Below are 22,188 nucleotides of genomic sequence, written 5' to 3'. Positions count from 1 at the left end.
GGAGCCGACCTTCAGGGGCGCGGCCCCGGCGCGCTCGAGGCGATGATGGGGTCGCCGAGGTTGAGATGCTTGCCGTCGGTGATGATGACCTTGTCACCGACTTTGGCAAGGCGGAACAGCTTTTCGGCAAAGGCATCGGGCACGCCGATGCAGCCGTTGGTGGCATAGCCCCTTTCGACCTTGCTGCCATGGATCGATACGCCGTCATTGGTCAGGCGCATCATCCACGGCATCGGCGCGTCATAGAGATTGGACACGTGATGCGCGTCCTTTTGGGTGATGGGGAACACGCCGATCGGAGTCGGCTTGTCGCCATAGCCCTTGAGGATCGCGGTCGCGCCGACTTCGTGCCCGTTCTCGAATACTGAAAGGACCCGCGCGGCAAGATCGACGGTGATGACCAGAGGCCCCGGCTCGCCCTTGCTTTCGTCCCAGTAATACTGGCCGAACCGGATCGGGCCGTCGATCGGCAGGATCGAACGGACGACGAAGGGGTCCTCTCGGAAAGGGCCGCCCGGCGTGGACGAGGGGGCCCTCGTGGGAGGCGGTTTGGGGGTGGCGTTCGCTGGCGGCACCGTGTCGGATGTGGTCGCCGATGGAGCCGACCGGGCGGGGGACGAGAGCACGCCGATCGCATCGCGCGCCACGTCGAGGAACAGCATCCCGCCCATGCCGAGCGCGACGAGCCCGACCACGACGAACCCCTCCCGCCCTTTCAGCCGTTTGCGCCACCAATCGATCATGCCCGCTTGTACCCCATTCCGGGTTAACCGGACATGGCGGCGCGATTTTCGCGCTTCATCGGGCGCCCCACCAGGTCAGCGCGCGCCAGACGGCTTCGAACGGTCCCTGGCGGTGGCGGGCAAGCCATGCTTGCGGCCAGCACAGCATCGCGGCCCAGCCCAGCGGAATGAACAGCGGCAGCCATCCGCGCGGCATCCACCCGGCAAGGCCGAGGCCCCAGCCCGAAAAGATCGCGGTCATCAGGATCGTCGTGCCGAGGTAATTTGTAAAAGCGCAGCGTCCCGCCGCCGCGAGCATGACCCCGATTCGAGTGGGGGCAAGCCGGGGCCAGAGCCGCATCAGCCCCGCCGCATAGCCCAGTGCCATCAACAGATGGGGAAGCGCGGTCAGCGTCTGCATGACTTCGAACATCGCGCGCGGAGGGAAATCGCGGGCCGCGATCCATGCGGCCAGCCCCAGCGTCAGGGCGCCGCCGATCCCGATCCCGCCGATCATGGTCGCCTTGAGCGCGCGGCGGCTCCATGCGCCGTTCCACAGGCCGCTGCGATAAAGACCCATGCCGATCAGCATCAGCGGCAGCGTTTCGGTAAAGGTCGAGACCGTCGTCTGGAACGGCAGCCACGGGGCCTGGCTCAGGCGCAGGCGGATCGCGGCGAGGAACGGGGCCACCAGCACGCTGCGGTCGTCGGCAAGCGATGCCGCGATGCGCATCATCATGTCCTGTTCGTCGATCCGGTCGGCGGCAAGGCCGTGGCCCGCAAGCACGGCCTGCTCGGCGGCAATCCCCTGAACCGCGCCGATGGTGTCGAGCCCGTGGCTCAGGAGAAAAAGCGCGAGACCCATCGCGGCAAGCGGCGCGGCCTGAAGCCGGTAGAGCAGCAGCGCGCAGAGCCCGCACAAGGCATAGGGAAAGAGAATGTCCCCCCACCACAGCAGGAGGTAGTGGGCATAGCCGAACAGCGCGAGCCATAGGAGCCGCCGCGCCTGCATCCACGCGCCCCGCGCACCGCGCCTCTCTGCCGCTTCGATGAAAAGCAGCATGCTCGCCCCGAACAGCAGGGTGAACAGCGCGCGCATCTTGCCTTCGAACAGGACGAACGCGATCAGGAACCACGCATCGCCCCCCGCTTCGGCATGGGGCAGATGCGGGCTGAAACTCGCGAGCGTCGGCCCCCAGAATCCGGTGACGTTGATCGTCAGGATGCCGAGCAGGGCGACCCCGCGCACGAAATCGATCGCCGCGATTCGCGTTCCGCTCACCCCTGTCCCCTTCACTGGCGTATCAGTGGGCGGTGACAAGACAGGTCAGGCCGGCAGCCTTGAGCGCGGTACAGGCGTGTTCGGCCTGCGCTTGGGAATAGCCGCCTGCCTGCAGCCGGGACAGGCCCGATCCTTCGTCGATGCGGGGATGCCCCGCCACTTCGGGCCGCGCATGGACTTTGGCCCAGAGCGCGTCGGCATTGGCCTTTTGCCCGAATGCGCCAAATTGAATGCGCCAAGTCCCTTCGGCTTTGGCCGGAGACGTCGGTTTGGGGGCAGCCTTGGCGATGGCGGTTTGCTTGACGGTGGTTTGCTTGATGGGGGAGGGCGGCGGAGTGGGTTTGGCTGTCACGGGCTTGGTTGTCACGGGCTTGGCCGTCGCAGCGGGCATGTGGCTCGGGCGCGGCGGCAGTGTGACCGGATTGGCGAAATCGGCCCCGGCAGTCACGGCCCCATCGGTACGAGCCGGTCGCGGCGTGGCGGCGGCAACGGCGGCGCGCTCGATCGGCGACACGGCCGCCGTCGACGGCGTTCCGGCCGAGCCCGGCGCGACAGGCTTGCTGCCGAGATCGGCGGCGCTCATTTCCCGGGCGCGGGTGGCTGTCGTCTTGCGCTCCATGTCCTCGGCAAGGGCGGCGCCCATCTGCCGCTGGTTGAGCGGCATGGTCGCGTTCATCGAGGCAAGGCTGGTCATGGCAGGCGCCAGCCCGGTCCCGGCGGCGCGGGTCATCAGTGCATAGGCCCGCACCGGGTCCTTGGGCACGAATTCGCCGTTATAGGTGGCAATGCCCAGAATATAGAGCGCGCGCGGTTCCCCGCGATCGGCCGAGGCGCTCAGCCAGGGCAGGGCTTCGGCCTGCCGGTGGCTCTGGAACAACAGGACGCCATAGTTGTCGGCGGCGCGGATATGTCCCTTTTGCGCGGCGCGGCGGTAGAAATCCTCGGCCTTGGCCAGGTTTTGCGGCACGCCGCGGCCCAGCTTGTAGGCCTGTCCCATGTTGAACATGGCGTCGGGATCGCCCTTGGCCGCCGGGCCCTGCCATTGCGCGACGGCGGTGTCATAGTCGCCGCGACTCCACGCATCGACTCCGTCCTTCACGTCGGCATGGGCGGGCAGCGCGCCGATCATGAGAAGACCGGCCGACAGACTGATCGCCAGCCGCGTCATGCGGCCCAGTTTCAGCATGTCGCCAAGCACCATCGTTAAAGGACCTCCACCCGAACCGCTTGTGCGGTGCCTGATTTCATAACGGATAGCGGTAAACGAATCCGTATTCACCGCGAGCCCCCTAACATGATTACCGGACTGTTGCAGGGCGATTATGGGCCCATCGCGGGATTGGTTCATGGGCGAGGATCGTCTGTTTTTACCGTTATCTGCGGTGAAAATCCCCGAATGGCGCGCCGGTTAACCAAAATTTGAGGGACTTCTGCAATCGCTGGGGGCTGACAACCATACAGGTTAGCACGGGGAAAAGCGTTGCGCGTACTTGCACTGGCTTCGCAAAAAGGGGGTTCCGGCAAGACTACCTTGTCGGGGCATCTGGCCGTCCAGGCACAGCGCGCGGGCGCTGGGCCGGTGGTCCTGATCGACATCGATCCGCAAGGATCGCTCACCGAATGGTGGAACGAGCGCGAAGCCGAATATCCCGCCTTTGCCCAGACCAGCGTGGCACGGCTGGCGACCGACCTTGCGCTCCTGCGCCAGCAGGGCTTCAAGCTGGCGGTCATCGACACGCCGCCCGCGATCACCATGGCGATCCAGTCGGTGATCCAGGTTTCCGAGCTGATCGTGGTGCCCACTCGCCCCAGCCCGCACGACTTGCGGGCCGTCGGGGCAACGGTCGAGCTTTGCGAGCGTGCAGGCAAGCCTTTGATTTTCGTGGTCAACTCGGCAACGCCCAAGGCCCGGATCACTGCCGAAGCCGCTGTCGCGCTGAGCCAGCACGGCACGGTGGCCCCGGTCACGGTCCATCATCGCACCGATTTTGCCGCCTCGATGATCGACGGGCGCACCGTCATGGAAGTCGATCCTACCGGCAAGTCGGCGATCGAGATCGCCGCGCTGTGGAGCTACATCTCCGAACGGCTCGAAAAGAATTTCCGCCGCACGGTCTTTGCCGTGCCCCACGCCACGGCCAGCATGGCGGGTAGCCTGCCCCGCCCGGCCGGTAGCGGCTTTGGCCGCCGCGTCATCGGGTCTTGAGAGGGTGATGATGGCAGGAGGGATCAAACCGCTGGCTTCACTGGGCGCAGGGCTTTTGTCCCGCGCTCGCGCACGGCGTCGCGTTCCCCTGACCTTTGTTCATGAAGCGCCCCTCGTTCACGAGCCGGGGGCCGATCCGGAAGCGGCTTTGGCGTTCGAGATCGCGCCCGTTTCCACCGACGTGCCTTTCACCGACATCGAAGGGGTTAACCCTTCGACCCTCGATGGCGCGGGTGTCGAAATCACCGATGCGGCAAATTCGACTCATGCGGTTCCCGAAGTGGTCAATCGCATGGCCCGGCTGGCCGATGCCCTTGGCGTCGCGCGAACCGGTTCGGCGGCCGCCGCGCCGATCCCGCTGGCGCCCGCTGCAGAGACTTTCGCCGTGGAGCCGTCTGCAGATGCGGCCCCGGCACGGCGCGACCGCCGGGTAGCTTTCACTTTGCGGCTCGATCCGGCGCAGCATGCCAGCTTGCGCCGTCTCGTCGCTGAACAGGGGCGCAGCGCGCAGAAAGTTCTGCTCGACGCGCTGGCTGATTACGTTGTGACACAGGACTGCGCGGGGGCGCAGGATTGTTTGGGGACGCTGGATAATCTTGGGAGGGGGGGCACGTCCGAACCGGTCTATCCGGTGGTCATGCGCCCGCGTCGCCTTTGGACCGGAAACGAATCATGATCGATCGTCTTGCCGCTTGCTCTCGCGCTTCGCGCCGTGCTGTCGTCATCGGCAGCCTGCTCGGCGTTACCATGCTCTCTGGATGTTCGAGCCATGCGCCCCATCCGGACAAACTGGCCGACAGCGCGCAGGCGGCTCTCGCCAAGGGCGATTCGGCTCAGGCCGTGACGCTTGCCGAACAGGCGGTCGCGAGCGACGGGCGCAATGCCTCGCTGCGGATGCTGCTCGGCAATGCCTATTTGCGTGAAGGCCGCTTCGAATCGGCGCGACAGGCGTTTTCCGATGCCATCGAACTGGGCGAGGACAGCAGCCGTTCCGCACTCGGGCTCGTGCTGACCGATCTGGCGCTTGGGCACAATGCGGCCGCGATCGACACGCTCAACACCTATGGCGATGTCATTCCGGCTGCCGACATGGGGCTCGCGCTGGTGATGGCGGGACAGACCGACCGTGGCGTCGGTGTGCTGACCAATGCCATTCGCAATGGCCAGAACACGCCCAAGGTTCGCCAGAACCTCGCTTATGCCTATGCTCTCAACGGATCGTGGAGCGAAGCGCAGATCATGGCAGCGCAGGACGTTCCCGCCGACAAGGTCGGCGCGCGTCTGCAAAGCTGGGCTCTGACCGCGCGTCCGGATGATTCGCGTCGCCGGGTTGCCGCCATGATCGGCGCGCCGGTGCGCGGTGACAGCGGCCAGCCGCAGGCTCTGGCTCTCGCCAATTTTCCGGCTCCGGCCCAGATTGCTCCGGCCCAGGCAGGCGCTGCGCCTGCCCCGGTCCAGCCCGCTCCTGCACCGGCCATCGTTCCCGCCTCGGCCCATGCCGACGCGGAACTGCCCGCTTCGGATCCCTCGCAGTCGGCGGTTCTGGCCCGCGTCGATCTGCCGCCGTCACGACCGGCCGCTGCCGTTCCGGCGGCTGCGCCGGTCGTCCCGGTGCGGGCTCCGGTGGTGGTGCATGACGCCGTCGTAAAGCCGGTGGCGTTTCATCCGACGCCCGCCGTCCGCAGCGTTCCGATGGTCAAGGCCCCGACTGGAACTGGTGTCGAAACCGGTGGCAAAACCGGAGTGGGCACGCATCTCGTCCAGCTCGGTGCTTTCGGGTCCGAAGACGGGGCCAAGCGCGCCTGGCAGCATTTTTCAACTCACGATCCGCGTCTTGCCGGGCATCGCAGCCTGATCGTGCGGGTCAATGTCCATGGCCACGATTTCTGGCGGGTTCAGGCGATCGGCTTCGTCGGGCAGGCCTCGGCCAATGCCCTGTGCGGTTCGCTGCGCTCGCATGGCGATACGTGCCTTGTCATGGCGATGAATTCCGCCGGACGGCCGGGCACGATCCAGACTGCAAGCGCGGCGCCGGTTCATCCGCTACCGGCACGAACCGCGCGACGCTGATCGGCATGCCGAGAAAAAAGGGCCCCGGAGCAGCGCTGCTCCGGGGCCCTTTTTCGTTTTAGGCACCACTATTTCAAGGGCCGCTGCGGCAGTCGATCAGTCGATCTGCGTGCCGCCCTTGAACAGCGCGGTCACGCGTCCTTCGACCGGGCGACGGTCGAACGGGGTGTTGCCTGCGCTGGCCGCCATCTTGTCGGACGAGACGATCCACGGACGCTCGGGATCGACGATCGCGATGTCCGCTTCTGCGCCGACGGCCAGAACCCCGGCATTGACCTTGAGCAGGCGAGCGGCAGTCCCGGCGAGCAGGTCGAAGGCGCGCGCCATGTCGATGTGCCCGTCCCGCACCAGTGTCAGCGTCAATGGCAACAGCGTTTCAGCGCCGGCCATGCCCGGTTCGGCATCGGCAAAGGGCAGCCGCTTGTCCTCGGGACCGCGCGGATCGTGGCCCGACGAGATCACGTCGATCGTGCCGTCGGCGATGGCGGCAATGACCGCGCGCCGGTCGGCATCCTGACGCAGCGGCGGCGACATGCGGCTGAACGTGCGGAAATCGACGAGTTCGAGATCCGACAGCATGAAATGCGCAGGGGTGACCCCGGCCGTCACGCGAATGCCGCGTGCCTTGGCCGCGCGGACGAGATCGAGCGCGCGGGCAGTGGTCACTTGCCGGAAATGGACATGCGCACCGGTCAACTCGGCAAGGGCAATGTCGCGCGACACCGCCAGCGCTTCGGCTTCGGCAGGCGCGCTGGGCAGGCCGAGGCGGGTTGCCATTTCCCCGGCGGTCGCAACCGCCTGTCCCACGATTCCGGCATCTTCGGCATGGGTGACGACGGTGAGGTCGAGCATGGCGCAATAGCTGAGCAGGCGGGCCATGACGCCCGAATCGCCGATCCAGCGGCGTCCGGTCGCGACCGCGCGCGCACCGGCTTCGCGCATGAGCGCGAGTTCGGCCATCTCGTTGCCTTCAAGGCCCCGCGTCGCGGCGGCGAGCGGGTGGACCCACATGTCGGGCTTGCCCGATTGCGCGGCAAAGCGGACGCGGGCAGGGTGATCGAGCGGCGGTCCCTGATCGGGCATCAGCGCGGCACGGGTGATCCCGCCGAAATGGAACGCGGGCTTGTCGACGGCAAAGACGCCCAGATCGACAAGGCCGGGGGCGACGAGTTGCCCGGCGGCATCGAAAACGGTGTCGCCCGGCTGCGGCTGGATCGCGCCGATTTCGGCGATGCGCCCTTCGACAAGGCGGATGGCGCCCGGTTGCGGGGCGCCTTCGGGCAGGACGAGACGGCCGCCGGTGATGGTGACGGGACGGGGAATCATGCGAAGCCTCCGCTATTGGCGGCAAGCGGGAGCCAGCCTTCGACGCCGCGCGCACGGCGGGTCAGCACTTCGAGACAGGCCATGCGAATGGCCACGCCGCGTTCGACCTGATTGGTGATCAGGCTGCGCGAGACATGGTCGGCAACCTGGCTGTCGATTTCGACACCCCGGTTCATGGGACCGGGATGCATGACCAGCGCGTCGGCCTCGGCCCGGGCGAGACGGTCGAGCGTCAGGCCGTAGAGATGGCGATATTCGCGCGGGCTGGGGATGAACTGGCCCTGCATGCGTTCCTGCTGCAGGCGCAGCATCATGACGATGTTGGCGCCCTTGAGCGCGGCGTCGAAGTCGTGGAACACGGTGACGCCCATCGCCTCGATTTCCGAAGGCATCAGCGCGGGCGGCGCGCAGACGCGGATTTCGGCACCCAGCGCGGTCAGGCTCAGGATGTTCGAACGGGCGACGCGGCTGTGCAGGATGTCCCCGCAGATCGTCACTTTCAGCCCGTTGAGGTCGCTGCCGCGCGGCAGGTGCAGCGCGTGACGGATGGTCAGCGCGTCGAGCAGGGCCTGCGTCGGGTGTTCGTGCTGCCCATCCCCGGCATTGAGCACGGGGCAATCGACCTTGTTCGCGATCAGGCGGACGGCGCCCGAACTGGCGTGGCGGATGACGATGGCATCGGCGCGCATGGCGTTGAGCGTGATCGCGGTATCGATCAGCGTTTCGCCCTTCTTCACGCTCGAATTGGCCGCGTGCATGTTGACGACGTCGGCGCCGAGCCGCTTGCCCGCGATCTCGAAGGACAGCAGCGTGCGGGTCGAGTTCTCGAAAAAGGCGTTGATGATCGTGAGGCCCGACAAGAGCCCCGCGCGCTTTTGCGACTGGCGGTTGAGTTCGACCCACTGCTCGGCCTCGTCGAGCAGATAGAGGATCTCATGCCGCGCGAGCTGGCCGATACCGGTCAGGTTGCGATGAGGAAACGCCAGGCCGCCTTCTGGATAGGCGCGGGCCGGCTGCGATGGGCTGGATGGGTTCGATGGTTGCATCGAAGACTACCCCCTAGGGACGAAGCGATGGGATGCCAAGTGTTTCAACTGGCGCAATGCAGCAATGACCCATAGATATCCCCCATGAAGTTCGCACGCGCTGTCTGGAAAATCCTCGTCGCCATCAAGGATGGGCTCGTTCTCCTCCTTCTCCTGTTGTTTTTCGGCACGCTCTCGCTCGCGCTGTCATCGCGGCCGATGCCGGGGCGCGTGAAGGAAGGCGCGCTGGCGATCACGCTCGACGGCCCGGTGGTCGAGGAAAAGGCGCGAATCGCGCCGAGCGAACTGCTGCTCGACGGGGACGGCGCGCATCGCCAGTACGTCGCACACGATCTCGTGCGCGCGATCGAGGCGGCCGCGACCGATACCCGCATCCGTGCGGTCACGCTCGATCTCGAAGGGTTCGGCGGGGCCGGACAGGTCACGCTCTCGCGCCTTGGCGAGGCGCTCGACAAAGTGCGCGGCGCGGGCAAGCCCGTGTTGGTGCGCGCGGTGCTCTATGACGACGACGCCCTGCAACTGGCTGCCCATGCCAGTGAGATCTGGGTCGATCCGCTCGGCGGCGTCATGGTGCGCGGGCCCGGCGGTACGTTGCTGTTCTATCACGGGTTGCTCGATCGCCTGAAAGTGAAGGCGCACGTGTTCAAGGTCGGCACCTACAAGAGCGCGGTCGAGCCCTATATCCGCGATTCGCTCTCGCCCGAGGCGCGCGAGGCCGAGACCGCCGTCTACACCGCCGTCTGGCACGACTGGCTGGCCGAAGTGAAAAAGGCCCGTCCGCGCGCCAATCTCGCGCTGGTGACGAGCGATCCGGTGAAATGGCTTGCGGCGTCGGATGGCAATGCCGCCGAAGCGGCCAAGGCGGCCGGGCTCGTCGATCGCATCGGCGACAAGGTGGCCTTTGGAAAGCGCGCGGCCGAAATCGTCGGTGGCGACCGCGATCAGGGATTGGGCGGGTACAAGGCCACGCGTCTTGGGGCCTATCTTGCTGATCTTCCTGCTCAAAAGGGTGGTAAGGCGATTGCCGTCGTCAATGTCGAGGGCGCGATCGTCGACGGGAATGCGGGGCCCGGTGTTGCCGGTGGCGACCGTATCGCCGCGCTGATCGACCGGGCCACGGCAAGCGGCGACTATGCCGGGATGGTGCTGCGGGTCGATTCGCCGGGGGGCTCGGTCACCGGCGCGGAACGGATCCGCGCGGCGGTCGAGCGGTTCAAGGCGAGTGGCCTTCCGGTCGCCGTCTCGATGGGCAATCTGGCCGCGAGCGGCGGCTATTGGGTCTCGACGCCGGCCGATCGCATCTTTGCCGAACCGGCGACGATCACCGGCTCGATCGGGATCTTTGCCGTGATCCCGAGCTTTGAGGACAGCCTCGCCAAGTTCGGGGTGACGACGGACGGGCTGCGCACGACTCCGCTCTCGGGACAGCCGAGCATCCTCGGCGGATTCTCGCCCGAGATGGAAGCCGTGCTCCAGACCGAGATCGATGCGGGCTATCACCGTTTCGTCGGGCTCGTCTCGGCCTCGCGGCACAAGAGCTATGCCGATGTCGACCGGATCGCGCAGGGCCGCGTCTGGGACGGGGGAACCGCGCGGCAGATCGGGCTGGTCGACGAATTCGGCAATCTCGACAATGCGCTGAACTGGGTCGCGGGCAAGGCCGGGGCGACCAAATGGCACCCTACTTACCTGGGTGAGGAAGCGGGGTCGCTTTCGGGCATGATCGCGCAATTGCTCTCGTCCGACGATGACGGCAGCACCGACAGCGACGGTTCGGCCGTCTATGCCGGTGGTGGTCACGATCTGGCCGCGCGGGTGGCGACGGCGCAGTTCGTTCTGGCCGGACGCATGGCGAGTGATCTCGACGTGCTGATGGGCGCGCGCGGCGCGCAGGCCTATTGCCTCGAATGCGCGGGGCTCGAACGGGGCTTTGCCGGGCAGGCGATCGGGGGCGGAGCAGGGCCGGTTTCGACCCTGCTCGGTGCCGCATCCGGGCGCCCGGAATGGCTGCTTTGGGCGGCGCGTTTCCTGCGCTGAACCTTTCCTCGGAGCAAATGCACCGGAATTGGGGGGGGCACTTGCCCTTTTTCCGCCGCTGGGATAGGGGCGGCGCTCGCCTTTCGCCGGACGCGGGCGTGGCGGAACTGGTAGACGCGCTGGATTTAGGTTCCAGTATCGCAAGATGTGGGGGTTCGAGTCCCTTCGCCCGCACCAGAGCCGTCCGGCCCGGCTCCGCCCCCGAACAAGACACGACGTCGATACGAGAAAGTTGGATCTTACGAAGATGCAGATCGTCGAAACCAGCAACGAGGGCCTGAAGCGCGCCTATACCGTGACCATCACCGCGACGGATATCGCCGCGCGAATCGAAGGCGAGGTCAAGAAGATCGCGCCGCAGGTGCGCATGCCCGGCTTCCGTCCCGGCAAGGTTCCCACGAACCTCGTCCGCAAGCTCCACGGTCCTTCGCTGCATCAGGAAGCCCTTCAGACCACGATTCGCGCCGCGCTCGACCAGCTCGTCGCCGACCACGCCCTGCGTCCCGCGACGCAGCCGGCCGTTTCGCTCGGCGAAGGCTATGAAGAAGGCAAGGACGCCGAACTGACCATCTCGCTCGAAGTGCTGCCCGTGATCGAGACGCCCTCGACCGAAGGCCTCAAGCTTGAAAAGCTGGTCGTTCCGGTTTCGGACGCAGAAGTCGACGAAGCGGTTGCCCGCATCGGCGCCAACCAGAAGAATTTCGCCGACGCCGGTGAAGACGCGGTTGCCAAGGACGGCGATCAGCTGATCATCGATTTCGTCGGCAAGCTCGACGGCGAGCCCTTCGAAGGCGGTTCGGCCGAAGATGCGCCGCTCGAACTCGGTTCGGCCCGCTTCATCCCCGGTTTCGAGGAACAGCTCGTCGGCGTGAAGGCCGGTGAGGAAAAGACGATCACCGTCACGTTCCCCGAAGACTATCCGGCCGAACAGCTCAAGGGCAAGGCCGCGACCTTCGACATCACCGTCAAGCAGGTGAAGGTTCCGGGTGAATTCGTCGCCAACGACGATTTCGCCAAGCAGCTCGGCCTTGAAGGTATCGACCAGCTTCGCGGTCTGATCCGTGGCCAGCTCGAACAGGAAACCGCTGGTCTGACCCGCACCCAGATGAAGCGTCAGCTTCTCGACGTGCTGGCCGCCGGTCACGATTTCCCGGTTCCCGACTCGATGGTCGACGCTGAATTCGAGCAGATCTGGCAGCAGCTGACCCACGAAGCGAGCCACGAGGAAAACCCCGAAGAAGCGCTCAAGGAAATCGAAGCGGAGAAGGACGACTATCGCCGCATCGCCGAGCGTCGCGTCCGTCTCGGTCTCCTGCTTTCGGAGATCGGCCAGGCCAACGGCGTTGTCGTGACCGCGCAGGAAATGGAAATGCTGATTCGCCAGGCTGCGCAGCAGTACCGCGAACAGGATCGCCAGCGTTTCGTCGAATACATCCGCTCCGAGCCGCTCGCCGCTGCCCAGCTGCGCGCGCCGCTCTATGAAGACAAGGTCGTCGACTTCCTGTTCGACAAGGCCGAAGTCGCCGAGCGTGAAGTGACCCGCGACGAACTGCAGGCCGCGATCGAAGCCGACGAAAACGGCGAAGCCCCGGCCAAGGCCGAAGGCGAAGAAGCCGCTGCGCCGAAGAAGAAGGCGACGCGCAAGAAGGCTGCCGCCGAGGAAACTCCGGCTGGTGAAGCCGGTGAAGCGACCGAGGAAGCCGCGCCCAAGAAGAAGGCGACGCGCAAGAAGGCCGCTGCCGCCGAGGAACCTGCTGCCGAGTGATCGCAGCGGCGCCAAGCCGATTGAAAAGGGGGCGATCCGGAAGGATCGCCCCCTTTTTCATGTGGTTACCCCCGCGGACGAGCGCCGGAATCGCGGGGGTCAGCCCCCCAATCGACGGGCCGTACCGCAAGGAAGGTGGCGGGGATGGACGTTATCGCCTCGGTAACGAGATCGGTTCCATGAAAGACCTTGCGTTATCGCCCTTGAACATCGCGTCCCGGCACGCGACATAGGCCAAGCACAAAGCAACGAGGAAACCCATGCTCGACCTGTTCGGCGCTTCCGGCGCCCAAGGAAAATTCACCACAGATCCGGTCACCGGGGCGCTCATCCCGGTCGTCGTCGAGCAGTCGAGCCGCGGGGAACGCAGCTTCGACATCTATTCGCGCCTTCTGCGCGAACGCATCATTTTCGTGACCGGCGAGATCGAGGACCACATGGCCTCGGTGATCGTCGCCCAGCTGCTGTTCCTCGAATCGGAAAATCCGTCGAAGGACATCTCGATGTACATCAACTCGCCCGGCGGGGTGGTGACGGCGGGCATGGCGATCCACGACACCATGAAGTACATCCGTCCGCGCGTCTCGACCGTCTGCATCGGTCAGGCCTGCTCGATGGGCAGCTTCCTTCTGGCAGCGGGTGAACCGGGCCTGCGCGTCGCGCTTCCCAATGCGCGCATCATGATCCACCAGCCTTCGGGCGGTGCGCGCGGCATGGCGTCGGACATCGAGATCCAGGCTCGCGAGATCCTGCGCATCCGCACCCGGATGAACGATCTCTACGTCAAGTACACGGGCCGCCAGCTCGAGGAAATCGAACGCGCGCTCGATCGCGACACCTTCCTCGAGGCCGACGAAGCCCTGGCTTTCGGACTCGTGGACAAGGTGTTCGAATCGCGTCCCGCTTCGGACCAAACCGGCGAAGTCGAGGGCAGCGGCGCTGCGCCTGACGCCTGAGTTTTCCTTTGTTGACGGTGCCTTGGCCTCTGGCCTGGCACCGTCGGCCTGGGAGTTTTTTTCTCTGTTTCGTGTCCGGTTGATTAATGCCCTTGCGGTAGTAGGATAACCGGGCCCGCCTCTCGTGGAGAGGCGTCTGGGATTGAAGAATGACGAAACTTTCCGGATCGGATACCAAGAGCACCCTTTACTGCAGCTTCTGCGGCAAGTCGCAGCACGAGGTGCGCAAGCTCATCGCCGGCCCCACCGTGTTCATCTGCGATGAATGCGTGGAGTTGTGCAACGACATCATCCGTGAGGAAACCAAGGCGGGGATCGCCGGGAAGAAGGACGGTGGCGTTCCGACGCCGCGCGATATCTTCGAAACCCTCAACGACTATGTCATCGGGCAGGACCGCGCCAAGCGCGTGCTCTCGGTTGCGGTACACAACCACTACAAGCGGCTGAAGCACAGCGGCAAGGGCGGCGAAGTCGAACTGTCGAAGTCGAACATCCTGCTGGTCGGTCCGACCGGTTCGGGCAAGACCCTGCTGGCGCAGACGCTGGCCAAGACGTTCGACGTGCCTTTCACCATGGCCGACGCGACGACCCTGACCGAAGCCGGTTATGTCGGCGAAGACGTCGAGAACATCATCCTCAAGCTGCTTCAGGCCAGCGACTACAACGTCGAGAAGGCGCAGCACGGGATCGTCTATATCGACGAAATCGACAAGATCAGCCGCAAGGCCGAAAACCCCTCGATCACACGCGACGTGTCGGGTGAAGGGGTTCAGCAGGCCCTGCTCAAGCTGATGGAAGGCACCACGGCCAGCGTTCCGCCGCAGGGTGGTCGCAAGCATCCGCAGCAGGAATTCCTTCAGGTCGACACGACCAACATCCTGTTCATCTGCGGCGGCGCTTTCGCGGGCCTTGAACGCATCATCGCCGACCGCCTGCAAAAGCGGTCGATCGGTTTCGGCGCCCATGTCGCCGACCCGGACAAGCGTCGCGTGGGTGAACTGTTGCAGAAGGCGGAACCCGAAGACCTGCTCAAGTTCGGGCTCATCCCCGAATTCGTCGGTCGTCTGCCGGTGATCGCCACGCTCAACGACCTCGACATCGATGCGCTGGTGCGCATCCTGCGCGAGCCCAAGAACGCTCTGGTCAAGCAGTACCAGAAGCTTTTCGAGCTCGAGGACGTGCAACTGACGTTCACCGAGGAAGCGCTCGAAGCGATCGCCAAGAAGGCAATCGAGCGCAAGACCGGTGCCCGCGGCCTGCGTTCGATCGTCGAAGGCCTGCTGCTCGACACCATGTTCGACCTGCCCACGCTCGACGGTGTCGTCGAAGTGGTGGTCGACCGGGAAGTGGTCGAAGGCCGCAAGGAACCGGTTCAGGTTCACAAGGGCAAGGAAGCCGCCTGATCCGGGCGAGCCTTTCGGGCCGACACGAAAAAAGGCCGGGCGGGATGACCGTCCGGCCTTTTTTGTTGGGTTCAGGTCTGTGCGGTTACGCCGCGATCGGCTGGATGCCGGTTGCAGCGAGGGTGTCTCCGATCAGGGAAGTTGCCTCGGCCTTGTGCCGCGCCTCGATCATGGCCAGCATGGCGCGACCGAATGCCATGAGGGCAGGATCCGCGCCGGGGATGTCGCAAAAGAGATGCCGAGGAACGCGATCGGCAGCGAGGGCATAAGGAAAAAGACAGACGTCGAGCGAGCACGTGGCGCTGCGTGGGCTCGACGGCAAGGGCTTGCCACCGAGCACGGCGCGCAAGTCGGCGGCGATGTCGACCCCGATGCGATAGCCCAGGTGGCTGATCTGGATCGGGCGGGCATTGCATTCGAGCATGTGGGGCATGCCATCGGCCTTGGCGAGCATGAAGTCGAACCCGATCAGGCCGGTTGCTCCGGTCGCCTCGATCATCTTTCGCGACATCGCTTCCATCAGGACATGGGCGCCGACCTCGACGCACGTGCTGGGGCCGGTCTCGCTCGACACGGCGAGAGGCGTTCCGGCGAAACCGGCAATGAGGCGCCCCTTCCAGGCAAGCGCGCAGTACATGGCCGGACGCCCGGCGATCGGGCTCTGGATGTCGATCGGGGCCTGTGCCGGATACCAGTCCCGTCCGAGCAGGCGGCGAAGGGTCGCCTTGAGGCGGCTTTCACCCGTCTGCATGGCCGCGAGGGCGGCCGCGAGTTCGGCTTCGTCGGCGCATTTGACGACGCCCGCTCCGGCCCAGCTGAAGGAATGCTTGAGAAACACCGGATAGCCCGCCGCGGCAGCAAAGGCGCGTGCGTCTTCCAGGGTTTCGACCGTCCGGCCGTCCGGTACCGCGATGCCGAGCGTGCGGGCGAGCGCCATCGTGTGCGACTTGAAGATGAGCTTGTCGAGCGCCTCGGGCGCGGCCAGCGATTGCGTCAGCACATGGCGGGTCCGTTCGCCGACGCCGCGCGCATAAGGCCCGTCGAGCACGGCGCGCAGCAGTGCCAGCGCTTGCTCGTCGGCGGGGATGATCATGCGCGTCCGGGTCGTGCGCACGGCCTTGTCCAGGATCCGCGCCATGCGCCATCCGGATTTGGTGTGCGGCAAGGCGACGCGATGGTCGCACGATGCGGTGTGATAGAGCGGGTTGTCGGTCGGGCAGACGATCGTCACGCCCAGTCCCGCCGTCATCAGGTTCTGAGGCAAGCGTGCGGGGCCGCTGCGTCCGGGTTCGATGGCGAAAAGCAGGATCGTCATGACAGTCTCCGATAGGGCTGGAGCCGCGCGCATTCTTTCATGATGCACGCCAGTCCGGGCCGCGCTCTGGAAAGCAGAGACCGTGCCAATCGGGAGTCGGATGGTTCAAAGTGCGCGAATGCCCGCTTTCCCTGCGGATTCGCCTCGACAGTCGATCAGGCTGGGGCCGGTGCGTCTTGCAGCTTGCATGCCCCGGTTTGCGAACTGCAAATGCGGGGAGCAAACACCTAGAGCGTTTTCGAACCAGATGGAATCATCTGGTGGCTTGGAAAACGCGGCAAAACAAGAATCTAGAGCGGCCGATCCGATGCAATCGGAACGGATTTCGCTCTAGACCACGCTTTCGCTGATCAGCGCGCATTCGTGGCCGTGTTCGTCGGTCTCGATCTGGATCGTGGCGTGGCCGATGTCGAAATCGTGGGACAAGTCTTCGGCCAGAGTGTGCAGGAACACGTCGCCCGGATGGCCGCCGGGCATGACCAGATGCGCGGTCAGAGCCGTTTCGGTCGTGCTCATGGGCCAGATGTGCAGGTCGTGGACCGCGCTGACGCCCTTGCGCCCGACGAGGAAGGCGCGAACGCGCGCTTCGTTGATGCCGTCGGGGACAGCGTGGAGGCTCATGCGCAGGGCGTCGCGGGCAAGACCCCAGGTGCTCCATCCGATCAACGCGACGATGGCAAGGCTCACCACCGGGTCGATCCACCATGCGCCGGTCAGGCCGATGACGAAGGCGGCCAGGACCACCCCGGCCGAGACCGCCGCATCGCCCGCCATGTGCAGGAACGCGCCGCGCACGTTGATGTCATGGTCGCGCCCGCCCATGAACATGACAGCCGTGGCGGTGTTGATGACGATGCCGATGGCGGCAACGACCATGACCGAGCCGGTCGCGATCGGCTGCGGTTCGAACAGGCGCCGGATCGTTTCCACGCTGATCGCCCCGAGCGCGGTGAGCAGCAGCGCCGCATTGGCGAGCGCGGCGAGAATCGAGCTGGACTTGAAGCCATAGGTGAAGCGGGCCGAAGGCGGCCTTGCGCTCAGGACGGTGGCGGCCCAGGCGATCACCAGTCCGAGCACGTCGGAGAGGTTGTGCCCGGCGTCCGCGACCAGAGCCATCGATCCCGCGATCACGCCATAGACCGCCTCGACCACCACGAAGACGGTGTTGAGCGTGATGCCCACCGCAAAGGCCCGTCCGAACGATGCCGGGGCGTGGCAATGCCCGTGGCCGTGCGCATGCCCATGACTGTGTCCATGGTCATGATGGTGATGATCGTGGTCGTGATCGTGGTCGTGTGCAGAGGCCATGCCGGTCTTGTAGCCAGAGCCGGGCGCTGTGGGAAAGGGTTTGCGGGCGATTGCCCGGCCCGGATGCGGCGGGTGGAGATGTGATGATGATGCCAGGGGGCCTGTAAGCCGGGTTCTGTCGCACCGACGGTATCCGCTTGAACACGGACCGTATCGGCACGGGCAGCCATTCCTCTCGGCGACGCATTGCTGCGTGCGCTCCAGCAACCAACCCGGGCAGCGCAGGATCTTGCGATCCTTGGCGTGAAACGCGCCTGCCGGAAATCCGGCGCGATGCCCCTATTCGGTCTTGCTCCGGGTGGGGTTTGCCGTGCCGCGGCCGTTACCGGCGCGCGCGGTGCGCTTTTGCCGCACCGTTTCACCCTTGCTGCCGGATTGCTCCGGTTAGCGGTCTGTTCTCTGTGGCACTTTCCCTGGGGTTGCCCCCGGCGGGCGTTACCCGCCACCCTTGTTTCGTGGAGCCCGGACTTTCCTCGGCATCGCAAAATGCGATGACGCGGCTGCCCGGCCCCCTGGCGCGGCTCGCCTAGCAGCTTGTGCCCGGCTCAGCAATCCTGCCCCAGGTCGCGCTGGATCAGGAGTTCGAACAAGAGGGCGCCGATCTGCCCGTCGATTTCCCCGGTGATGCGGTGCGGGCGCCAGCGGCGTTCGAACGCGCGGATGGCGGCAGCGCCGTCGGCAATGTCATAGCCATAGCGTTCGAGCGCGAGAAAGAAGGCGCCGTCGTTGTCGAAGATCAGGCGCATGCGCGGCTTGGGCTTGGCAAGGGCCAAGCGATAGCGGGCAAGCAGGTCCCAGTCGAACAGCTCGCCCGGATCGGTCTTGCGCGCGGGGGCGACGTCGGAATGGCCGACCACATTGGCCGGCGCAATGCCGTGGCGGCGGACGATGTCGGCCAGAAGCGGAACGAGTGCTTCCATCTGCGCGTCGGAAAACGGGCGATAGCCCCATTCGTGGCCGGGATTGACCAGTTCGATGCCAATGCTGGCCGAATTGACGTCGGTGATGCCCCGCCAATAGGCGCGCCCGGCATGCCATGCGCGCTTGTCCTCGGGGACCAGCGCGGTGACGGTGCCGTCCTCGTCGATCATGTAATGGGCCGAAACCTCGGCCTCGGCATCGCAGAGCCGGTCGAGCGCTTCCTCGCCGGTCTGCATCCCGGTGTAGTGCAGGACCACCATGGAAACGGGCAACTTGCGCTCGTTCCAGTTGGGCGAGGGAATCTCGCGATGGACGAGCCAGCGTTTCATGTCGCGATGGCTCCCATGGTCCGTTGCCTTTCGTGTCAGGCCGCCGGCAGCGCGGCACCCATGACCAGCGCGTCGGCGCCGACATGGTATTGCAGGCCGCCGCCAAGGCTGGAGGTCAGCTCGTGGATCATGACCGCAGGGGCAGTCTTGCTCGAAAGCGCGTCGGGTGACAGCGTGCCGTCGAGGGCATGGCCGACGGCCGGGTCGAACGCGATGCGGGGGCCCGAGGCGCGCACCACGATCTCGCTCACCGCGTGTTCGGCGGTGCCGCGTACTTCGGCCGCGATTTCGAGCGTGCCGCCGCGCACCAGTGCCTCGATCCCGATCAGGGCGAGGTTGAGCAGGACCTTGACCGCCGACTTGGGCATGGCATCGCCCGACAGCGACCAGTTGAGCGAGATCCGCCCGTTGCCGCCCACGAGAGCATCGACCACCGCGCGCGGTTCGCTCAGGGGAACGGTATCCCCAAAACCGCCCGCCGCACCGAAGGCGAGGCGAAAGAAACGCAGCTTGTCGGCCGAGGCCTTTGCACTCTGTTCGAGCAGCTCGAAGCAGCGCTGGCGCATTTCCGGGTCTTTTTCCTCGGTCAGCAGCTCAAGTCCGTTGGACATCGCGCCGACCGGGCTCAACATGTCGTGGCACAGGCGCGAGGCAAGCAGGCTGGCAAGTTCAAGCGAAGCAATGGTCATGATGTGGCGTTGAGCCCCCGGAAGAACAGATCGTGGTATCGCGGCGTGCCGGATACGGTTTCCCTTTCGCCTTAAACCCGAACCACGCGGTAGGAAAGCGGTTCGAACCCTGATGGCGCATCGCGCCAGAACCCGATGTCCCCATTCGCGACAATGGCCCAGATCCGCCCGTCGCGCGTCGCCATCGCCGCATCGGTTTCCGACGGACGGGCAAGGCCGGTGGGATGGGAATGAAAATGGCCAAGGACGGCGGGCCCCGTCCCGCGCGCTTCGCGGTATGCGGCGATGAGGGATGCGGGATCGATTTCGAAATGCCGGGCCGGATCGGGCGCGACGTTGGCGGTCGGGCGGGCCGTCGCGATGGTCGATCCCTCGCCCAGCAAAAGGCCGCAGGCTTCGAACGGGTGGCACCGCCTCGCCTCCTCGAACAGGGTGTCGAGCGCGGCGAGGGAGATGGACAGGGGGAAAAGGGACGGGGGGGAAATGGAGGGGGAAGGGGCCATGGTCGGCCCGATGATAAAGCCGATTGCCCGCCTTTCCACCCCGATCGGCGTCGAGCCCCTTGTCTCGGGTGGGCATGGTCCCATATCGGGCGGACATGGGGGAACCGGTCGACATCCTGCACGGCACATTCGAAGAGAGCGGACAGCGGCTCGACAAGGCGCTTGCCGAAGGATCGGGCCTGTCGCGCGAGCGGGTCAAGGCGCTGATCGAGGAAGGCGCGGTCACCGTTGCGGGAACCCCGCTGCGCCAGCCATCGGCGAAGTCGGTGGCGGGGACGGAATGGACCATCGCGGTGCCGGTCCCGGCCGCTGCCGAAGCGGTGGCACAGGATATTCCGCTGACCGTCGTCTACGAGGACGCGGATCTTATCGTGGTGGACAAGCCCGCCGGGATGGTCGTTCATCCCGCCGCGGGCAATCCCGACGGCACGCTCGTCAACGCGCTGCTGCATCATTGCCGGGGACAGCTTTCCGGGATCGGCGGTGTTGCCCGCCCTGGGATCGTCCACCGCATCGACAAGGATACCTCGGGGCTTCTGGTCGTTGCCAAGACCGATGTCGCGCACGAAGGGCTGGCACGGCAGTTCGCCGACCATTCGATCGTCCGCGCCTATCGCGCGGTTACCGGCGGGGCGCCGACGCCGCCTGCGGGCACGATCCGGGGCGCGATCGCGCGATCCTCGCACGACCGCAAGAAGATGGCCCTTGTGGAAGAGGGGCGGGGCAAGCACGCGGTCACGCATTATCGCACGCTCGAACGGCTGGACTCGTCCGCGCTGGTCGAATGTCGGCTCGAAACCGGGCGGACTCATCAGGTGCGTGTTCACCTTGCATCAATCGGTCATTCGCTATTGGGTGACCCTGTCTATGGGCGATGTCCGGCGCGGTTGCGGCCGGTCCTGTCCCGGCTCGAATTCCGGCGACAGGCTCTCCACGCGGCCGAGCTGGGGTTCGTTCATCCCGTCAGCGGCGAACACCTGCATTTCGTCAGTGCGACGCCCGTCGATATGGAACAGCTGATTGTCGAACTGCGCACGTGACGAGAGCGGGGTGCTTCAAAGAGGCAAAGGTGCATCTTGCATCGTGCCGAGTCGCGCTGACATGATGGACAAGCCTCGTTTCGTGGCATTTCAGTTGTCATTTGAAACTGGAAAGAATTCCTGTGTGGTCCCACCGCACGACGCCCGTTAGGGGTCGTATGCACCGGCGAACCGACGCTGTTGAAAGGACATGGTCTGGTGAGTGAACAGAACAAGGCGCTGAGTGTCCCCGCGCTGTCGGGTGAAGCCAGCCTCAACCGCTATCTCACGGAAATCCGCAAGTTCCCGCTCCTGACCGCAGAGCAGGAATACATGCTTGCCAAGCGGTATCAGGAACATGGTGATCCCCAGGCGGCTGCGCAACTGGTGACCAGCCACCTGCGTCTCGTTGCCAAGATCGCGATGGGCTATCGCGGGTACGGTCTGCCGGTGTCCGAGCTGATTTCCGAAGGGAACATCGGCCTGATGCAGGGTGTGAAGAAATTCGATCCCGATCGCGGCTTCCGCCTCGCCACGTATGCGATGTGGTGGATCAAGGCCTCGATCCAGGAATTCATCCTGCGCAGCTGGTCGCTTGTGAAAATGGGCACGACCGCCGCGCAGAAGAAGCTGTTCTTCAACTTGCGCCGGATGAAGAAGAATCTCGAGGCGTTCGAGGACAGCGATCTTCACCCTGACGACGTGAAGAAGATCGCCACCGATCTCGGCGTTCCCGAAGCGGATGTCGTGTCGATGAACCGGCGCATGATGATGGGTGGCGATGCCAGCCTGAATGTGCCGCTGCGCGAGGACGGCGAAGGATCGTGGCAGGACTGGCTGGCCGATGAGCGGCCGTTGCAGGACGAAGCGGTCGCCGATGCCGAAGAGGCCCAGGTGCGTCACGATCTTCTGGTCGAGGCGATGCAGGATCTCAACGATCGTGAACGGCATATCCTGATCGATCGCCGTCTGGTCGATGAGCCCAAGACGCTTGAGGAACTGAGCCAGGTCTATCACGTCAGCCGCGAACGAGTGCGCCAGATCGAGGTGCGCGCCTTTGAAAAGCTGCAAAAGGCGATCCAGCGGATTGCCGGAGACCGGCACCTGCTTCCTGCAGGTTGATCGTCAGAACTTTCGTCCGGAAACAAGAAACGGCGCTGATCCATCCGGATTGGCGCCGTTTCTTGTTTTGATGGCCGATCGTCGATGGCTTGTCGCGAAACCGTCCGTTTTTCCCGTCCAAAGCCGGGATGAACGAACATCATGAACGTCATTTAATCTTGCCGGAGGC

Annotated in this window: 19 protein-coding genes, 1 tRNA gene and 1 other RNA gene; 10 read left to right on the top strand and 11 right to left on the bottom strand. The window is 65.4% G+C overall.

All coding sequences use genetic code 11. The annotated features are described in order from the left end of the window. Positions 1–11 precede the first annotated feature (11 nt). Genes Y88_RS07570 through Y88_RS07560 form a run of 3 tightly spaced genes read right to left on the bottom strand, consistent with a single transcriptional unit; the run spans position 12 to position 3,205 of the window. Entirely contained in the window at positions 12–743 is a 732-nt protein-coding gene (locus tag Y88_RS07570; RefSeq protein WP_008067733.1) for a L,D-transpeptidase family protein, read from the bottom strand. Between the two features lie 55 nt (positions 744–798). Further along, a complete protein-coding gene (locus Y88_RS07565; protein WP_008067724.1) occupies positions 799–2,004 on the bottom strand; it encodes a DUF418 domain-containing protein in 1,206 nt (401 codons plus the stop codon). 22 nt (positions 2,005–2,026) lie between these two features. Beyond that, positions 2,027–3,205, bottom strand: coding sequence for an SPOR domain-containing protein (locus Y88_RS07560; protein ID WP_008067722.1), 1,179 nt, complete (start codon positions 3,203–3,205; stop codon positions 2,027–2,029). Between the two features lie 279 nt (positions 3,206–3,484). Here Y88_RS07560 and Y88_RS07555 point away from each other — a divergent pair, with 279 nt between their 5' ends. From Y88_RS07555 to Y88_RS07545, 3 genes are read left to right on the top strand one after another with little or no spacing between them, the layout of a single operon-like run. Next, positions 3,485–4,210, top strand: coding sequence for a ParA family protein (locus tag Y88_RS07555; RefSeq protein WP_026167031.1), 726 nt, complete (start codon positions 3,485–3,487; stop codon positions 4,208–4,210). Between the two features lie 7 nt (positions 4,211–4,217). Then, positions 4,218–4,886: a hypothetical protein gene (locus Y88_RS07550; protein WP_018075993.1), complete on the top strand. Its 669-nt coding sequence runs from the start codon at positions 4,218–4,220 to the stop codon at positions 4,884–4,886. After that, complete coding sequence (locus Y88_RS07545) at positions 4,883–6,280, top strand: SPOR domain-containing protein (protein ID WP_008067719.1); 1,398 nt, start codon at positions 4,883–4,885, stop codon at positions 6,278–6,280. Before Y88_RS07550 ends, Y88_RS07545 begins: the two co-directional genes overlap by 4 nt. Positions 6,281–6,376: 96 nt before the next feature. On the opposite strand, the gene Y88_RS07540 is transcribed toward Y88_RS07545, so the two are convergent. Further along, the gene (locus Y88_RS07540; protein WP_008067718.1) at positions 6,377–7,606 is read right to left on the bottom strand and encodes a dihydroorotase; all 1,230 of its coding nucleotides are present in this window, start codon (positions 7,604–7,606) and stop codon (positions 6,377–6,379) included. After that, entirely contained in the window at positions 7,603–8,652 is a 1,050-nt protein-coding gene (locus tag Y88_RS07535) for an aspartate carbamoyltransferase catalytic subunit (protein WP_008067716.1), read from the bottom strand. The genes Y88_RS07540 and Y88_RS07535 overlap by 4 nt, the downstream gene beginning before the upstream one ends. 84 nt (positions 8,653–8,736) lie before the next feature. Here Y88_RS07535 and sppA point away from each other — a divergent pair, with 84 nt between their 5' ends. The 5 genes from sppA (at position 8,737) to clpX (ending at position 14,813) form a co-directional block, all read left to right on the top strand. After that, the gene (gene sppA, locus Y88_RS07530) at positions 8,737–10,689 is read left to right on the top strand and encodes a signal peptide peptidase SppA (protein ID WP_008067715.1); all 1,953 of its coding nucleotides are present in this window, start codon (positions 8,737–8,739) and stop codon (positions 10,687–10,689) included. 92 nt (positions 10,690–10,781) lie between these two features. Next, positions 10,782–10,866, top strand: a tRNA-Leu gene (locus Y88_RS07525). Positions 10,867–10,936: 70 nt separating this feature from the next. Next, the gene (gene tig, locus Y88_RS07520) at positions 10,937–12,454 is read left to right on the top strand and encodes a trigger factor (protein WP_008067714.1); all 1,518 of its coding nucleotides are present in this window, start codon (positions 10,937–10,939) and stop codon (positions 12,452–12,454) included. Between the two features lie 260 nt (positions 12,455–12,714). Then, the gene (gene clpP / locus Y88_RS07515; RefSeq protein ID WP_008067713.1) at positions 12,715–13,410 is read left to right on the top strand and encodes an ATP-dependent Clp endopeptidase proteolytic subunit ClpP; all 696 of its coding nucleotides are present in this window, start codon (positions 12,715–12,717) and stop codon (positions 13,408–13,410) included. 149 nt (positions 13,411–13,559) lie between these two features. Next, complete coding sequence (gene clpX / locus Y88_RS07510) at positions 13,560–14,813, top strand: ATP-dependent Clp protease ATP-binding subunit ClpX (RefSeq protein WP_008067712.1); 1,254 nt, start codon at positions 13,560–13,562, stop codon at positions 14,811–14,813. Between the two features lie 85 nt (positions 14,814–14,898). Here the strand turns inward: clpX and Y88_RS07505 are convergent, their stop codons facing one another. From Y88_RS07505 to Y88_RS07485, 6 genes are all read right to left on the bottom strand, one after another. After that, positions 14,899–16,128, bottom strand: a complete 1,230-nt coding sequence (locus tag Y88_RS07505; RefSeq protein ID WP_008067711.1) for an ATP-binding protein — start codon at positions 16,126–16,128, stop codon at positions 14,899–14,901. 330 nt (positions 16,129–16,458) lie between these two features. Further along, on the bottom strand, positions 16,459–17,436 hold the full coding sequence (locus tag Y88_RS07500; RefSeq protein ID WP_008067710.1) for a cation diffusion facilitator family transporter: 978 nt from the start codon (positions 17,434–17,436) through the stop codon (positions 16,459–16,461). Between the two features lie 88 nt (positions 17,437–17,524). Beyond that, positions 17,525–17,952: RNase P RNA component class A (gene rnpB / locus Y88_RS18765), an RNA gene on the bottom strand. A gap of 29 nt (positions 17,953–17,981) precedes the next feature. Beyond that, positions 17,982–18,686 carry an N-acetylmuramoyl-L-alanine amidase gene (locus Y88_RS07495; RefSeq protein WP_008067709.1) on the bottom strand — a complete coding sequence of 235 codons (705 nt, stop codon included), beginning with the start codon at positions 18,684–18,686 and terminating at the stop codon, positions 17,982–17,984. Between the two features lie 35 nt (positions 18,687–18,721). Then, the gene (locus tag Y88_RS07490) at positions 18,722–19,375 is read right to left on the bottom strand and encodes a histidine phosphotransferase family protein (RefSeq protein WP_008067704.1); all 654 of its coding nucleotides are present in this window, start codon (positions 19,373–19,375) and stop codon (positions 18,722–18,724) included. A 71-nt stretch (positions 19,376–19,446) separates the two neighbouring features. Continuing rightward, entirely contained in the window at positions 19,447–19,878 is a 432-nt protein-coding gene (locus Y88_RS07485; protein ID WP_408637190.1) for a Mov34/MPN/PAD-1 family protein, read from the bottom strand. Between the two features lie 95 nt (positions 19,879–19,973). Between Y88_RS07485 and Y88_RS07480 the strand changes: the two genes are divergently transcribed. Further along, entirely contained in the window at positions 19,974–20,918 is a 945-nt protein-coding gene (locus Y88_RS07480) for an RluA family pseudouridine synthase (protein ID WP_008067698.1), read from the top strand. Between the two features lie 198 nt (positions 20,919–21,116). Beyond that, positions 21,117–22,019 (top strand): RNA polymerase sigma factor RpoH, encoded by a 903-nt coding sequence (gene rpoH, locus Y88_RS07475; RefSeq protein ID WP_008067696.1) that lies wholly within the window; start codon positions 21,117–21,119, stop codon positions 22,017–22,019. Positions 22,020–22,188 lie beyond the last annotated feature (169 nt).

Source organism: Novosphingobium nitrogenifigens DSM 19370, from assembly GCF_000192575.1.
GTDB lineage: Bacteria > Pseudomonadota > Alphaproteobacteria > Sphingomonadales > Sphingomonadaceae > Novosphingobium > Novosphingobium nitrogenifigens.
This window is presented reverse-complemented; position numbering and strand designations above follow the sequence as displayed.

What these genes read in the sequence shown, in the direction of transcription:
- Y88_RS07480 (WP_008067698.1), top strand. Translation starts at nt 19,974, where the DNA reads ATGGGGGAACCGGTCGACATCCTGCACGGCACATTCGAAGAGAGCGGA.
- Y88_RS07485 (WP_408637190.1), bottom strand. Translation starts at nt 19,878, where the DNA reads ATGGCCCCTTCCCCCTCCATTTCCCCCCCGTCCCTTTTCCCCCTGTCC.
- Y88_RS07490 (WP_008067704.1), bottom strand. Translation starts at nt 19,375, where the DNA reads ATGACCATTGCTTCGCTTGAACTTGCCAGCCTGCTTGCCTCGCGCCTG.
- sppA (WP_008067715.1), top strand. Translation starts at nt 8,737, where the DNA reads ATGAAGTTCGCACGCGCTGTCTGGAAAATCCTCGTCGCCATCAAGGAT.
- Y88_RS07550 (WP_018075993.1), top strand. Translation starts at nt 4,218, where the DNA reads ATGATGGCAGGAGGGATCAAACCGCTGGCTTCACTGGGCGCAGGGCTT.
- Y88_RS07500 (WP_008067710.1), bottom strand. Translation starts at nt 17,436, where the DNA reads ATGGCCTCTGCACACGACCACGATCACGACCACGATCATCACCATCAT.
- Y88_RS07545 (WP_008067719.1), top strand. Translation starts at nt 4,883, where the DNA reads ATGATCGATCGTCTTGCCGCTTGCTCTCGCGCTTCGCGCCGTGCTGTC.
- Y88_RS07540 (WP_008067718.1), bottom strand. Translation starts at nt 7,606, where the DNA reads ATGATTCCCCGTCCCGTCACCATCACCGGCGGCCGTCTCGTCCTGCCC.
- clpX (WP_008067712.1), top strand. Translation starts at nt 13,560, where the DNA reads ATGACGAAACTTTCCGGATCGGATACCAAGAGCACCCTTTACTGCAGC.
- Y88_RS07505 (WP_008067711.1), bottom strand. Translation starts at nt 16,128, where the DNA reads ATGACGATCCTGCTTTTCGCCATCGAACCCGGACGCAGCGGCCCCGCA.
- Y88_RS07570 (WP_008067733.1), bottom strand. Translation starts at nt 743, where the DNA reads ATGATCGATTGGTGGCGCAAACGGCTGAAAGGGCGGGAGGGGTTCGTC.
- Y88_RS07560 (WP_008067722.1), bottom strand. Translation starts at nt 3,205, where the DNA reads ATGGTGCTTGGCGACATGCTGAAACTGGGCCGCATGACGCGGCTGGCG.
- clpP (WP_008067713.1), top strand. Translation starts at nt 12,715, where the DNA reads ATGCTCGACCTGTTCGGCGCTTCCGGCGCCCAAGGAAAATTCACCACA.
- Y88_RS07495 (WP_008067709.1), bottom strand. Translation starts at nt 18,686, where the DNA reads ATGAAACGCTGGCTCGTCCATCGCGAGATTCCCTCGCCCAACTGGAAC.
- tig (WP_008067714.1), top strand. Translation starts at nt 10,937, where the DNA reads ATGCAGATCGTCGAAACCAGCAACGAGGGCCTGAAGCGCGCCTATACC.
- Y88_RS07535 (WP_008067716.1), bottom strand. Translation starts at nt 8,652, where the DNA reads ATGCAACCATCGAACCCATCCAGCCCATCGCAGCCGGCCCGCGCCTAT.